Genomic DNA, 13,719 nt, shown 5'->3' on the forward strand with positions numbered 1-13,719 from the left:
GTTCCTGCACTGATTTATACCTCATCTAGCAGGTGGCCATCTCAGGCCTGAAACTACTGGAGGTAAGGCGTTTGAGCGCAATATCAAGCGCCTGATCGTCAAACAGCTTGCTCTTGCGAGAGGCAGCAGCGGCTCCACCATCCCAATGCCTCAACGCTTCGCGCACGGCAGGCACGGTCGGGGAAACCCCTCCCTGGCTTAGCAACCAATCAACCGTTGCCAATAACTCCATGCCAAAGGGCGACTCAAAGCCATCGATCAGCTCGGCGGTGCGCTCCAACGCTTGGGAATACTCCTTGGCTTCTGTTTTGAGATAGGTTTGCAGAAAGGCTTTACGCTCTTCGTCAAACCAGATCACATCACTGATACCCGCATCACTGATACGTTTGTCGCAATGCAGATAGCTACCATCAAGATTATTGAGCAGATGCTCCAATCGATTGGCATACGGACCGTATTTATGAGCTACAAACTTAAGGTCCAGAGGGTTCTCGGTGTCCGGCAGCTTTTCTATGGCGCGTTCCAGGAACCAGGCCAGCTTCTGAATCTCAAGCAGGCTGCATTCCATGCCTAAAACCCAATAGCGCCGAACCAATTCGGCAATGAGCGCGCGAGCAGGCGTGAGTTTTTCCACTCCGCTACGTTTGGCGACATTCAGATACTGGCTGGAGGGCTCGAACACCAAGACATCCACATCCAGATCACTCAACGCAGCAACAATCTGTTCACGGACTTCAGGCCACTTCAAGCCCCCGTTACCGGCGCCCAGCGGTGGGACGGCGACAGATTTAACCTGGTTTTCAATCAAAAAACGGCGCAGATCGTGTAGGCCTTCCGTCACCCATGCCATCTGCGAAGGTGATCGCCAGTGACGTTTGGTAGGGAAGTTTACGATCCAGTGGGGACCTTCCAGTTCGTTGACTGCAGTTACGTGAACTTTGCCTGTCTCCACTTCGCCAGCCTTGCACGCAGCCGAGTACAGACGGTAATTCTCCGCGAAGCGCTCTTTGAACATCAGCGCGATACCTTTGCCCATCACGCCAACGGTATTCACCGTGTTGACGAGGGCCTCGGTCTTGGCTTCCAGAAGGTTGCCTTGGGTGAATCTGATCATTGGAAATACCATCCAGGACGCGCATGAACAGGCAACGTCAGGCCTCTAGTGGCCACGTCTCGTTCTATGCGTTCTTTCATTGCATCGGTGTAGCACATGATGCCCAGCAGTCCTGTAATCGGTAGGTGATGGTGAATCAGCGCTTCGGCCTGATAACGTTCCATCTTTCGAGGGTCATCAGGTTCGCGTTTGAAGTCGCGCCGTTGAAGGATAGGCCAATCGATCTCGCAGAGACTCGCCAGATCGCTGTAGTAGTCTGTCCAATCCGGGTAGGCATGTGCGTTTGTGAAGACGAACGGTAGGCCAAGCTGTTCGACGCGGTGCAGGCTGGAAACCAGAATCACGATCTCGTCGTTGCTACGTTGCTGAACACTCCACCCAGAATGAATGTTTTTCATCATTACAGAGAAGGGGGTGAAATAGAAGGATACGTAGTCGGCCAGTACCCCTCCCGGTGCTATCGGGATGTGCCGAGATCGGCGCTTGTCGATCAAGTCAGCGTTGCCAATGTTCACGTACTGCGGTGCCTGCACGTCCGAATTTGCGCAGTGCAGACCGTTGTCCAGAATCCAAGGCAGGTTATCGCGATGGACGATACGCCAAATCAGAGCCTTCTCTGGATTCAGTCTGCTGTAGATCATTTACGAAACATTCCCGGATTCACGGTGAGACGTACCTTAACACCTGCCTCGCGCATTTTTTCTGTGCAGAGGCTCTAGGCCTCAGAGTTTGGGACAAAAATCGTAGAAAAGTCTTTCGGTGCGACGACACCAGGCGAGAGGCATTCTGCCATGCAGATGCTTTTGCAATCGGAGCGCCTTTCTCGTGTCGCTATTTTTTGGTTTCAGCGACATGTTTGCGAAGCGTGTTCTTGAAATTGGTTTTTCGCGACGCATTAGGCGACTGCCCAGCGAATGGTGAAGAGCGTGTGAGTACGACTGGTCTGGCGGATTTCACCAGTCTGGCGGTCGATGACTGGCAGGCCTGGCCCGTGTATTGAGTTGATCTGATTCTGCACGGCGGCCGGTGTATTGATGGGCTCAGTCATACATCAGCCAAGGTCTTAAATCCTTGAGGTTGGACACCACGATTTGCTGCGCCTCAGGAGCGCATGCGGCAGATAACCTCGTCTTGCGCAGATTGCTTGAAGCCTTTGTGCTGTAGTTGTTCGACCAACTTTTGCCATTGGGCATAGCCGGTCAGGTGCACAACCAAATCGACATCATCGGTGTAACGGACTTCTTCGCGGCTGAATTCATCAGTCAGCAGCAAGGCAGTAGTGCAGCCGCCAACAAAGGCGACCTCTTGGCAAAGTTCTTGGCCTAACGCCTGGGCGACCACTTCAAGCATCTGAATGTTTTGTCAGCATTGCCCGGATCGCCAATTTGGTCAGCAGGCTGCTGACCAATTGCCCTGGTTCCACGTGGTGACCCTGCTAACCAAGCTGGACAGTCCTGCTGAGCGCGAGTGGTATGCGCAACACACCGTTCTGCATGGCTGGTCACGCAGTACGCTGGAGCAGAACATCAAGAACCGCTTGCAGCAGCGCCAGGGCTCAGCGGTCACCAACTTTGTCGCCCGCCTGCCGGCGGCTGAGTCAGCCTTGGCCCAAGAAACCCTGAAGGACCCCTATCTGTTCGATTTTCTTGGTCTGGGCGACGATGCCCACGAGCGCGACATCGAAGATGGGTTGATCCGCCATATCACCCGATTTCTGCTGGAATTAGGGGCAGGTTTTGCCTTCGTCGGTCGGCAGTTTCGCCTTGAAGTAGGTGGTGATGAGTTCTTCATCGACCTGCTGTTCTATCACACCCGCCTCAAGTGCTACGTGGTCGTGGAGCTCAAAGCTACAGCCTTCAAACCCGAACACGCCGGCCAATTGAATTTCTACCTGGCTGCGGTGGATGCACAGATCAAGGCCGATGACGACAAGCCCACTATCGGCCTGCTGTTGTGTAAACAGCAAAATCGCCTGGTGGCCGAGTACGCGTTGTCGGGCATCGACAAACCTATCGGTGTAGCCGAATACCAATTGCTGCGTGACTTGCCCGAGAATCTGGGAAGAAATCTGCCGAGCATTGCCGAGATCGAGGCGGAGCTGGCCGATGATTTGAGCACAGGAAGTGAAGTGGAATGACCGAAGACCAACTGGAACAGGAAGCCCTCGGCTGGCTGGCAGAGGCGGGCTACACACACCTGTATGGGCCGGATATTGCTCATGATGGCGAATGCCCAGAGCGCGATCATTACCGTCAGGTGGTCTTGATCGAGCGCCTGCGCAGTGCCATGGCCAAGCTCAATCCCAAGGTACCGCTGGCCGCATGCGAAGACGCGCTCAAGCAGGTACTCGAGCTGGGCCTGCCGGTACAGCTGTCGGCCAACCGCTTGTTCCATCGCCTGTTGGTCAGTGGCGTATCGGTGCAGTACCAAAAAGAGGGTGAAACCCGCGGCGACTTTGTCCGTCTGATCGACTGGGCCGAAGTGAAGGCTAACGACTGGCTGGCGATCAATCAGTTCAGCATCCAAGGGCCGAAACACACCCGGCGCCCGGACATCATCCTGTTCGTCAACGGCCTGCCGTTGGTGTTGCTGGAGCTGAAAAATCCGGCAGATGTGAAGGCCGACCTAGGCAAAGCCTTCGACCAGATCCAGACCTACAAGGAGCAGATCCCTGACCTGTTCCAGTACAACGAAATCCTGGTGATTTCCGACGGTAGCGAAGCCCGCATGGGTTCATTGTCGGCTGATGCCGAACGCTTCATGAACTGGCGCACCATCGACGGCGAGGATCTCGACCCGCTGGGTCAATTCAACGAGCTGGAGACCCTGGTGCGCGGTGCTTTGGCGCCGGAGATGCTGCTCGATTACCTGCGCTACTTCGTGTTGTTCGAGGATGACGGCCGGCTGGTTAAGAAAATTGCCGGCTATCACCAATTTCACGCCGTACGCGCCGCCATTCAGCAGGTGGTCACCGCCTCGCGTCCAGGTGGCACCCATAAAGGTGGGGTGGTCTGGCACACCCAGGGCTCGGGCAAAAGCATCACCATGACCTGTTTCGCCGCACGGGTGATGCAGGAAGCGGCGATGGAGAACCCAACCATTGTGGTGATCACTGATCGCAACGACCTGGATGGCCAGTTGTTCGGGGTGTTCTCGCTGTCCCAGGATCTACTGCGCGAACAGCCAGTCCAAGTGGACTCACGTGGCGATTTGCGCACCAAACTGGCCAACCGGCCCAGTGGCGGTATTGTGTTTGCCACTATCCAGAAGTTCATGCCCGGGGTTGATGAAGACAGCTTCCCGGTACTGTCCCTGCGCTCAAACATCGTCGTCATCGCCGACGAAGCCCATCGCACTCAATATGGGTTCAATGCCGAGTTGAAAGCGCCAACCGGCCTTCAAGTGGCCGAGAGCCAGGCCCGTTACCAGGTAGGTTATGCCCAACACCTGCGCAATGCGCTGCCGAACGCCACTTTTGTGGCGTTTACGGGCACCCCAGTGTCCAGCGAGGATCGCGACACCCGCTCGGTCTTCGGTGAATACATTCACGTCTACGACATGCAACAGGCCACCGAAGATGGCGCGACCGTCGCTATCTACTACGAGTCGCGTCTGGCCAAGCTGTCGTTGAAAGATAGTGAGCTACCCACGATCGACGATCAGGTCGATGAACTGGCCGAGGATGAAGAGGACGACCAGCAGTCGCGCCTGAAAAGCCGTTGGGCTGCGCTGGAGAAAGTAGTCGGGGCCGAGCCGCGGATTCAAAGCGTGGCTGCCGACCTAATCACGCACTTTGAGGAGCGTAATCAAGGGCTGGTGAGTATGGGCCAGATGCCCGGCAAGGCCATGGTAGTGGCCATGAGCCGAGAGATCTGTGTGCACCTGTACAACGAGATCGTCGCTCGGCGTCCGGAGTGGCACGACGAAGACCCGGAGAAAGGCTCGATCAAGATCGTCATGACCGGCAGTGCATCGGACAAGGCCTTGCTGCGGCCGCACATCTATTCTGGGCAGGTCAAAAAACGCCTGGAAAAGCGCTTCAAGGATCCGTTCGATCCGCTCAAGCTGGTGATCGTCCGTGATATGTGGCTGACCGGCTTTGATGCGCCTTGCGTCCACACCCTGTACGTGGACAAGCCAATGAAGGGCCATAACCTGATGCAAGCCATTGCCCGGGTTAACCGTGTCTTTAAAGACAAGCAAGGCGGCCTGGTGGTGGACTACATCGGTATCGCCAATGAGCTGAAAGCAGCGCTCAAGGAGTACACCGGCAGCAAGGGCAAAGGGCGGCCGACCGTGGATGCCCATGAAGCCTATTCGGTGCTGGAGGAGAAGCTCGATGTCTTGCGCAGCCTGTTGCATGGCTTTGATTACAGCGATTTCCTCACCGGCGGACACAAGCTCCTGGCCGGGGCAGCCAACCATGTGTTGGGTCTGGAAGATGGCAAAAAGCGCTTTGCTGACACAGCACTGGCCATGGGCAAGGCCTTCACCCTGTGCTGCACCTTGGATGAAGCTAAGGCCGTACGCGAGGAAGTGGCGTTCTTCCAGGCGATCAAGGTGATCTTGATCAAGCGTGAAGTCAGTCAGCAGAAAAAGACCGACGAAGAGCGTGAGTTGGCCATTCGCCAGATCATTGGCAATGCCGTGGTCTCTGGCGACGTAGTAGATATCTTCGAGGCGGTGGGCTTGGACAAGCCCAATATCGGCCTGCTCGACGATGCGTTTCTCGCCGAGGTGCGCAATCTGCCCGAGAAGAACCTCGCGGTCGAGCTCTTGGAGCGCTTGCTGGAAGGCGAGATCAAGAGCCGTTACAGCACCAACCTGGCCCAGGAGAAGAAATTCTCCGAGCTACTGGCCAATGTGATCAAACGCTATCAAAACCGCTCTATCGAAACCGCCCAGGTCATTGAAGAGCTGATCGAAATGGCCAAGAAATTCGCTGCGGTAAGTAAACGCGGCGATGAACTGGGGCTCAACGATGACGAGTTGGCGTTTTATGATGCGTTGGCTACCAACGAAGCCTCGGTGCGTGAGCTGGGCGACGAAATCCTGGCCAAAATTGCCCATGAGTTGACCGCTAGCCTGCGGGCTAACGTCAGTGTCGATTGGAGCAGCCGTGAAAGCGTGAGGGCCAAATTGCGTATCTTGGTGCGGCGGATTCTGCGCAAATACAAATACCCGCCGGATCAAGCCGAGGAGGCTGCTCAGCTGATTCTCAACCAAGCCGAGACGCTGTGTGAGGCTTGGTTATAGCGTGGATGGGATCGGCCACTCTCTCTTGCGGGGAATGGCCAATCAAAATATCTCCGCAGCGTTTTCAGGTTTCCCCAATGTGCTGCATCCTTCGGTTGAATCTACATCCGAAGCGGTAATTTGCGGGTGATCCAAACTAACCATTGCGGCTGTTGACAGTCTCTACGAAACTAGGTGCGATTTATTTTTATCAGCATCTTGAAACCGAATCGGAGCCTCACATGACTGAATCACTGACGCGTTTTGTTCTGGCTCAAGCATCGGACTATGAACTAGCCATACGTGAGCTTGAAAGTGGAAGAAAGGAAGGCCACTGGATGTGGTTTATCTTTCCCCAGTTACGCGGTCTGGGCGCCAGTGATAAAGCTACGTACTATGGCCTGAGTGGCGTTGAGGAGGCTCGTGACTATCTGGAACACTCGCTGTTGGGACCGCGACTTGATCGGGCGACCCGTGCAGTATTGAGTTCAAAAATTCCTCTAAAAGAACTTTTCGGAGAGCTCGATGCACTGAAATTTGCATCTTGTATGACGCTTTTTGCTGCTGCCGCAGGTGCTGGGTCCTTGTATGCGCGGACGCTGGATAGCGGGATCAAGGTAGATTTAAGAACACGTGAAATACTTGAAGGAGCAAGATAAGCAAAATGAGTAATTACGAAATATCGACGTTAGCGGTACAAGTAATCGTGGCGTTGGTTGCTTTTTTTTCTGTGTATCTGGTTATTCGTCAGATCAGTATATTGACCGAGTAACTTAAAGCGACACAACAGGCTTCTGAGGCGCAGAGCATCATTTCGATCGTCGAGTTTCTACAAGCCAGTGAGGCACGCGACGCTCGGCAAGAGGTTCGCGCCACTCTATCGTCTATCCATCATGATGGCTGGGACGATACCCATGCGAAGCATGCCTCGTTGACATGCGCCAACTACGATGTTGTTGCGGCGCTTTTGCGTGCAGATTTGATCAAGAACAAACACATCATCATTGAAAACTGGGCACCCAGTATCCTGCACTGCCACCAAGTGCTTGCGCCTTACATTCAGAAGAAGCGTGCCCAACCAGGCGGCGACCAAAAATACTGGAGCAACTTCGATTGGTTGCGAGATCAGTGCTCCCAAGTCTGACGGTGTATGCGGCTTTTTTAGGTGAAAAGATGAGTTCTGAAGCCCTATTCGTCAATACGGTGGAACGCCTGCGAGTTGCCCGGCATGTTGTCATTTTTACCGGTGCCGGCATTTCTGCAGAAAGCGATATCGCCACCTTCCCCCGCGATCACATGACCGGCCTCTGGTCTCATTACGATCCGCAGCAGCTGGCCACTCCTGCTGCTTTTGTAAGAGATCCAGGATTGGTATGGGGATAGTATTCCTGGCGTCGAACGCTTGTTGGCAAGGCACAACCCAATGATGCGCACTTGGCAGTAGTCACGCTGACACAGTGCTTGCCTCATGTGACAGTCATCACTCAAAACGTCGATGACCTGCATGAGAGAGTAGGATGTAAGGTAAGCGATCCACCGTGTACACATTCAACGCGGCCAGTTGAAGCCTGATGCTGTGCTCCCGATTTCCATCAAGAGCCAGCCACCATGATGTGTCCCGACGCCAAAGTCGAAAAGGTCTACCTCTACCCCAAGCCCGTGGACTTCCGAAAATCCATCGACGGCCTCGCAGCCCTGGTGGAGTTGGATATCAAGGTCGCTGTGTTCGACCCCGTGCTGTTCGTTTTTCTGTAACTGATCCATGACCCCCGCCTACCCAAACAGGCTACGCCTGAGGTGGGGGTAATCAAATCATGCTGGCACGGAGGTCATTCATAGTGCAGTTACTTCGTTCTTTGTGGCTTGATATCCACCACCGTCCCAGCCTGTACGTTTTTAATCGGTGATAGTAAGTGCGGCGAAATATTCCAGCGTTGACTGGTGTCGGTCACCACGGTGACAGTCTTGCGGTTGAATTTCATGACGGTACCGGACAGGCGCTCACCGCTGGGCGAGTCGAAGCTTACCCGAGCGCCTGGATGGAACTGCATCATTGATTTATGAGCCTCCAACGATTCCAACATCTTCAGCCGTTCGATAATGCGATGATTTAGCGTCACCAACTCATCGACACTTAGGTGATCAATATTGATACTCATGATGTCCTCCAATTCCAAGGTAGTAGCGCCTCAAAGTCTTCAACCGATTTAGCCTGCGGTATTCGTTCCAGTACGTGGCGTAGCCACGTATAGGGCTCTTGGCCGTTAGCTTTGGCGGTCTCGACCAGGCTGTAAATCTGCGCACTGGCTGCGGCGCCCTTGGGCGTATCACTGAAGAGCCAGTTCTTGCGATTATGCCAAGCTTGGCATAATCGTAATTATCCGCAGTCGTAAATTATGTCAGGTATCTGGCAGCGAAGGTCAGCGCACCTCGCAGCCTACGCTGTCGGCTTTGCATAATTTCAGAGACTTTCCAGAAATTTGAGCAGGGCGTCAGTCGGGCGATAGCGCGTGGGCTTGCTTCCTGATGGGGCGATGGCCGCAATCAAGTCTCGCCAGTTATTGATCCGCAGGCATGGTGTACTCCTTAGAGGGGGCGGGCTCTACGGGAACCACCGAAAATTATGGCGTGTCCGAAACGTGCCAGGAGACCCGGAAAGCAGGCGGGCTATGCGACCACGAAACCGGGGACGGGCGAACTGAGCATAATTTCCTACTGCGGATAATTGCGATTATGCCAAGCTTGGCATAAGCGCAAAGCATGGCTGTTCAGTGATACCCCCAAGGGCGCCACGGCCAGTGCTCAGATCTACAGCTTGGTCGAGACCGCAAAGGTCAACGGCATTGAGCCGAGTGCATGGCTGAAAGATACGCTGGTGGGCCCTGCATCTCTCTGGTTGCCGAGGCTTGTCGAGGCCTTGGCGTAATGCATTTTTCACCTGCAATACTCCGAAATTGGGTACATGACACGACTTTCAGTATCACGGATACGATCCGATGCCCGTGCGTTCCAGTGATGAGAAAGCAGCGTGAAATCTTGTTTAGTACTGAGTCGCTTCTCACTTCTTAAATCCCGACCGGCCGCTTTGGGTCATCACTGCCGGTCATGACCACGAGCGTGCTTGTCAGATCCAATGCATCAATGCATATGGGTGGCAAGTCTGTGCAATTACCTAGCGGTCGCGTCGTTGTGTCCACTGGACGCTTCAGTTTTCGACTTCAGCTAGACCGGAAAACCGAACCGATGGCGCCGCGGAAAGCCCAGTGCTTGGGTGTGGGTCAAATTCTAATTTTTGTATCAAGGCCTTATTTTGTAAGGGTTTCAGGCATTAAAAAGCCGGCTTGTGGCCGGCTTCTCGGGGACGGTCTTGGCTTATTTTTGGTAAGCCGCAACAGCCTTCAATCGTTGTCCAGCCGCTCGAACGGGGCTGGGAGTGGTGCGATGAGCATGTCACTCATCCCACCTCAGCGCGCTGCTTCGCCTTTGGCGAGGGCGCTGAAAATGTGGGGCGTAGGATACTGGGAATGTTTCGCAAAGCCCAGCAAAAAATCACCTTTACTCCAGGGATTGCGCGATTTTTCCGCGTTTGGGGCGCTGTTGTCGGTACATTGCCCACCAGAATACCCAGCCTACGATGTCTACGCCTTCGGTGCGCAGTTGCTTGCGGTTGAGGATGATGTCGGGTTGTTCGCTGTGCAGGTGGGTGCGCATGTGCAGGGTGCCGCCGGACATGCGCTTGAGGTACTGGATGCGCAGTTTGCCTTGGTACAGCAGGGCGTAGCGCTCGCCATGGAACAATCGGGTGGTGTGGCGGGCGATGGCCAGGCTGGAGCCTTGGGGTAGGTCGGCGCCTAGGCTGTTGTCGGGCATTTGCAGGCCGATGGCTTGGTCGGGGTCGACGCCCAGTTGTTGTAGGGCCTTGAGTTGCAGGCGCAGGTGGTGATCGCCCATTTTCAGCAGTTGGCCGTTGTGCAGGTGGTAGTAGGGCAGTTGTATGTCTTGCCCAGAGGGCAGGGCCAGGAAGGTGGGGGCTGGATTGGGTTCCAGGATGGTGTTGGGGGGATGTTTCGGGCCTTTGCCGGTGCGTAGCCATTTGCTTTGCACGCACAGCAGTTCGGCGATGTCGTCGAGCCTTGCCAGCGGTACGCCGCGTTTGAACCAGTTATTGACGTGCTGGGGCGTGACGTCGCGGTGCAGGGCGAAGTCCGAAGCGGTCAGGTGGCACTCGTCGAGGAGTGCTTTTAGGCGTTCACCAGAGGTTTTCATGAGGCCAAAGTCTAGCCGTCTGAATTGGACGCTTAAATGAACGCGGTGTTTATTCGCTTAGGAAAAATCGGGCTCTGTGTGCGATGTGGGTGTAGGGCCTTGTAGGTGCATTTTGTGCAGGCATAAAAAAACCCCGGAATTCCGGGGTTTTTTACCAAGCGGTTGATCAGCCTTTGTAGGCAGCAACCGATTTGGTGATTTCAGCGCGGGCAGCTTCAGCGTCGCCCCAGCCTTCGATCTTGACCCACTTGCCTTTTTCGAGGTCTTTGTAGTTCTCGAAGAAGTGCTTGATTTGCTCCAGCAGCAGGCCTGGCAGGTCGGTGTACTCTTTGACGTCGACGTACAGCTGCGTCAGTTTGTCGTGCGGTACGGCGATGACTTTGGCGTCGCCGCCGCCGTCGTCGGTCATGTGCAGGATGCCGACTGGGCGCGCGCGGATAACCGAGCCTGGCGCCACTGGGTACGGGGTCACGACCAGCACGTCGAGGGGGTCACCGTCGTCGGCCAGGGTGTTGGGGATGAAACCGTAGTTGGCCGGGTAGAACATTGGGGTGGCCATGAAACGGTCAACGAACAGGCAGTCGCTGTCCTTGTCGATCTCGTATTTGATCGGCGCGTGGTTGGCCGGAATCTCGATGGCGACGTAGATGTCGTTCGGCAGGTCTTTGCCAGCCGGAATCTTGCTGTAGCTCATTGGGCATTGCCCCCATGTTTGGCCAAAAATTGGTCGCGATTATAGGCACATTCCGCAGCGGTTGCCACGCCTGCCCGGATGCTCGGCATTTTGGTAGGAGCACAGCTTGCTGGCGATGGCCGTACCGCGGTGCGTCAGGTAAACCGTGGCGCGTTCATCGCGGGTAAACCCGGCTCCTACATTGGACCGCATCGCCTATGGGTGGTAGGCGGGGTGGTTGGTTTGCAAGGCCTGCAGGCGGGTTAGCGGGTCCTGGCGGTAGAAGGCTTTGAGTTGTTCGTACACTTTAGGATAGGCGTCATTCAGCACGTCGGGGGCGCTGAAGAAGTATTCGCTGGTGACGGCAAAGAACTCAGCCGGGTTTTCGGCAGCGTAGGGGTCTATGGCGGTTTCCGCGTTTGGGTTTTTGTCCAGCTGGCGGTTGAGGTCATCAAAGGCGTGCTGCATGGCGCTGGCCCAGTCGCTCACGCGCATGTCGCTGTGCAGGGGCGGCAGGCCATTGGCGGCGCCGTTGAGCATGTCGAGTTTGTGCGCCAGTTCATGGATCACCAGGTTGTAGCCGTCCCAACCGCCGCTCGATTGCACCCCAGGCCAGGCCAGGATGATCGGGCCCTGTTGCCAGGCTTCGCCACTGTGTTCGGCGTCCCACTCGTGTTCGATGCCGCTGGCATCACGGTAGCGTTGGGGACTCAGGAAGTCGTCGGGGTAAAGCAAGATTTCGTGAAAGCCCTGGTACCAGTCTAGTTCGCCGAGGTGGAGTAGAGGCAGTTGCGCCTGGGCGGCGAGCAGCAATTGGTGCTCGCGGTCCAGGGTGATGCCCGGCAGGGGGCTCAGGTGTTTTTCCTGTAGGAACAACACACTGGTTTCTTGCAGGTAGCGATCTTCCTCGTCGGTCAGGCCGTCGAGGATCGTCAGATGCTGGCGGACCCGCTGCCACATCTGTGGGTCCAGCGGGTCACGCGCCAGGCGTCGGCGCCGTCGCCAGGCGCTTAGCGACCACATGGGTCAGTGCGACTGTGGCTTGGCGCTGCGGCTCATGCGGCTGCGAATCAAACCAATGATCATCGGCAGCAGCGACAACAGGATGATGGCGACTACCAGCAACGAGAGGTTTTTCTTGATGAACGGCACGTTGCCGAAGAAATACCCCAGGGTGACCAGGCCGCCGACCCAGAGCACAGTGCCGACCACGCTGAAGCACAGAAAACGCGGGTAGTACATGCGGGCGATACCGGCCACGAAGGGCGCAAACGTCCGCAGGATGGGCAGGAAGCGCGCCAGGGTGACGGTTTTGCCGCCATGCTTCTCATAGAAATCGTGGGTTTGTTGCAGGTAGTCGCGACGGAATATCTTCGACTTGGGGTTACTGAACAGGCGCTCGCCCGCCGTTCGGCCAATCACGTAGTTGGTGCTGTCCCCCAGGATCGCCGCCGCCATCAGCAGCCCGCCGAGTAGTACCGGGTCCATGCCGCCGCCGGCTGCGACCGCGCCGGCAATAAATAGAAGGGAGTCGCCCGGCAAAAATGGCATGACCACCAGACCGGTCTCGCAAAAAATCACCAGAAACAAAATGGCGTAAATCCACACACCATAGTTGGTGACCAGCATGTCGAGGTACACATCGAGATGCAGAATGAGGTCCAGCGGGTTGAAATCCATGCGTGACACCTTGTTGAAACCCGAGGCTACGGGTCGAGAGGGGCTGACAGTGCGAAGTCGAAAAGAAGCCTGGCACCGGATGGCGCATGGCGATAGTAACTTTTCACACAATCTGGAGAGCCGGGATTATACGGTCAGTTTGTACTCATGCCCGAGCACTTTGTAGCCGCACATGTCCAACGGTCGAATGAAGAAGGCGGCGGGAGGCTGGCTCCCGCCAATAACCGCAAGGTCTATTCTTGTTTGATCGGCAAAACGTAGTTCTTGAACTCGGTATCTTCGCGAAAACCGATGGATTCATAGACCTTTTGCGCCACTGCATTGTTGCTGCTGGTCGATACCCGCATGCGTACGGCCTGGGTTTCCCTGGCCATTTTTTTGGCCGTGTTGATCAGGTGGTCGGCAACCAGCTGACGGCGTGCATCTTCGGCCACGTAAATGTCGTTGAGAATCCATACGCGCTTGAGCGAGAGCGATGAAAAGCTGGGGTAAAGCTGGCAGAAACCCAGCAATCGGGTGTCGTCATCATTAGACAGGGCCAGGTAGATGACCGATTCCTTGCGACGAAGGCGTTTTTCCAGAAAGGCCCGCGAGGAGTCTGGATACGGTAATTCACCGTAAAACTCGCGATATTTGACGAACAGGGGAGCAATCAGGTCCAGATGCTCAAGGGTTGCTTGGATGATTCGCATAGCATTCCTCATGTTCCAGTCGAATGTTGGGCGGCGAATCGCTGGCAGCCGTCGTCCTG

At 55.6% G+C, this 13,719-nt stretch carries 14 protein-coding genes and 5 pseudogenes; 7 read left to right on the top strand and 12 right to left on the bottom strand.

What is annotated here, in order from left to right; translation table 11 throughout:
• Positions 1-25 precede the first annotated feature (25 nt).
• The 5 genes and pseudogenes from darG to AC3IX4_RS02845 all read right to left on the bottom strand — a co-directional run bounded on the left by darG (position 26) and on the right by AC3IX4_RS02845 (position 2,464).
• A complete protein-coding gene (gene darG, locus AC3IX4_RS02825; RefSeq protein WP_489259138.1) occupies positions 26-1,114 on the bottom strand; it encodes a type II toxin-antitoxin system antitoxin DNA ADP-ribosyl glycohydrolase DarG in 1,089 nt (362 codons plus the stop codon).
• Entirely contained in the window at positions 1,111-1,755 is a 645-nt protein-coding gene (gene darT / locus AC3IX4_RS02830) for a type II toxin-antitoxin system toxin DNA ADP-ribosyl transferase DarT (RefSeq protein ID WP_489259139.1), read from the bottom strand. Before darT ends, darG begins: the two co-directional genes overlap by 4 nt.
• Positions 1,752-1,925: pseudogene (locus tag AC3IX4_RS02835) on the bottom strand (DarT ssDNA thymidine ADP-ribosyltransferase family protein); the annotation flags it as partial. The pseudogene AC3IX4_RS02835 and the gene darT, both read right to left, overlap by 4 nt.
• 84 nt (positions 1,926-2,009) lie before the next feature.
• Complete coding sequence (locus tag AC3IX4_RS02840) at positions 2,010-2,162, bottom strand: hypothetical protein (protein ID WP_489259140.1); 153 nt, start codon at positions 2,160-2,162, stop codon at positions 2,010-2,012.
• A gap of 53 nt (positions 2,163-2,215) precedes the next feature.
• Positions 2,216-2,464 (bottom strand): hypothetical protein, encoded by a 249-nt coding sequence (locus tag AC3IX4_RS02845; RefSeq protein WP_489259141.1) that lies wholly within the window; start codon positions 2,462-2,464, stop codon positions 2,216-2,218.
• Between the two features lie 7 nt (positions 2,465-2,471).
• On the opposite strand from AC3IX4_RS02845, the pseudogene AC3IX4_RS02850 reads away from it, so the two are divergent.
• From AC3IX4_RS02850 to tnpB, 6 genes and pseudogenes are all read left to right on the top strand, one after another.
• Positions 2,472-3,251: pseudogene (locus AC3IX4_RS02850) on the top strand (PDDEXK nuclease domain-containing protein); the annotation flags it as partial.
• On the top strand, positions 3,248-6,370 hold the full coding sequence (locus AC3IX4_RS02855) for a type I restriction endonuclease subunit R (RefSeq protein WP_489259142.1): 3,123 nt from the start codon (positions 3,248-3,250) through the stop codon (positions 6,368-6,370). The pseudogene AC3IX4_RS02850 and the gene AC3IX4_RS02855, both read left to right, overlap by 4 nt.
• Positions 6,371-6,591: 221 nt before the next feature.
• Complete coding sequence (locus tag AC3IX4_RS02860) at positions 6,592-7,008, top strand: DUF1810 domain-containing protein (RefSeq protein WP_489259143.1); 417 nt, start codon at positions 6,592-6,594, stop codon at positions 7,006-7,008.
• Between the two features lie 152 nt (positions 7,009-7,160).
• Positions 7,161-7,493: a DUF4760 domain-containing protein gene (locus AC3IX4_RS02865; RefSeq protein ID WP_489261195.1), complete on the top strand. Its 333-nt coding sequence runs from the start codon at positions 7,161-7,163 to the stop codon at positions 7,491-7,493.
• Positions 7,494-7,522: 29 nt separating this feature from the next.
• Positions 7,523-7,867: pseudogene (locus AC3IX4_RS02870) on the top strand (Sir2 family NAD-dependent protein deacetylase); the annotation flags it as partial.
• Between the two features lie 90 nt (positions 7,868-7,957).
• Positions 7,958-8,104: an IS66 family insertion sequence element accessory protein TnpB gene (tnpB, locus tag AC3IX4_RS02875; protein ID WP_489259144.1), complete on the top strand. Its 147-nt coding sequence runs from the start codon at positions 7,958-7,960 to the stop codon at positions 8,102-8,104.
• Between the two features lie 89 nt (positions 8,105-8,193).
• Here tnpB and AC3IX4_RS02880 read toward each other — a convergent pair whose 3' ends face one another.
• Both AC3IX4_RS02880 and AC3IX4_RS02885 read right to left on the bottom strand, forming a co-directional pair.
• Positions 8,194-8,508 carry a hypothetical protein gene (locus tag AC3IX4_RS02880; protein ID WP_489259145.1) on the bottom strand — a complete coding sequence of 105 codons (315 nt, stop codon included), beginning with the start codon at positions 8,506-8,508 and terminating at the stop codon, positions 8,194-8,196.
• Positions 8,505-8,699 (bottom strand): annotated as a pseudogene (locus AC3IX4_RS02885) (transposase domain-containing protein); the annotation flags it as partial. The gene AC3IX4_RS02880 and the pseudogene AC3IX4_RS02885, both read right to left, overlap by 4 nt.
• Positions 8,700-9,101: 402 nt before the next feature.
• On the opposite strand from AC3IX4_RS02885, the pseudogene AC3IX4_RS02890 reads away from it, so the two are divergent.
• A pseudogene (locus tag AC3IX4_RS02890) lies at positions 9,102-9,275 on the top strand (transposase domain-containing protein); the annotation flags it as partial.
• Positions 9,276-9,904: 629 nt separating this feature from the next.
• Here AC3IX4_RS02890 and AC3IX4_RS02895 read toward each other — a convergent pair.
• From AC3IX4_RS02895 to AC3IX4_RS02915, 5 genes are all read right to left on the bottom strand, one after another.
• Positions 9,905-10,615 (bottom strand): S24 family peptidase, encoded by a 711-nt coding sequence (locus AC3IX4_RS02895; protein ID WP_489259146.1) that lies wholly within the window; start codon positions 10,613-10,615, stop codon positions 9,905-9,907.
• Positions 10,616-10,781: 166 nt separating this feature from the next.
• Positions 10,782-11,309, bottom strand: a complete 528-nt coding sequence (ppa, locus tag AC3IX4_RS02900; protein WP_489259147.1) for an inorganic diphosphatase — start codon at positions 11,307-11,309, stop codon at positions 10,782-10,784.
• A gap of 195 nt (positions 11,310-11,504) precedes the next feature.
• A complete protein-coding gene (locus AC3IX4_RS02905; RefSeq protein WP_489259148.1) occupies positions 11,505-12,311 on the bottom strand; it encodes a M90 family metallopeptidase in 807 nt (268 codons plus the stop codon).
• Positions 12,312-12,314: 3 nt separating this feature from the next.
• On the bottom strand, positions 12,315-12,968 hold the full coding sequence (locus AC3IX4_RS02910) for a DedA family protein (protein ID WP_489259149.1): 654 nt from the start codon (positions 12,966-12,968) through the stop codon (positions 12,315-12,317).
• 233 nt (positions 12,969-13,201) lie between these two features.
• Entirely contained in the window at positions 13,202-13,660 is a 459-nt protein-coding gene (locus AC3IX4_RS02915) for a GNAT family N-acetyltransferase (protein ID WP_489259150.1), read from the bottom strand.
• Positions 13,661-13,719 lie beyond the last annotated feature (59 nt).

Source organism: Pseudomonas sp. KH_021, from assembly GCF_057838865.1.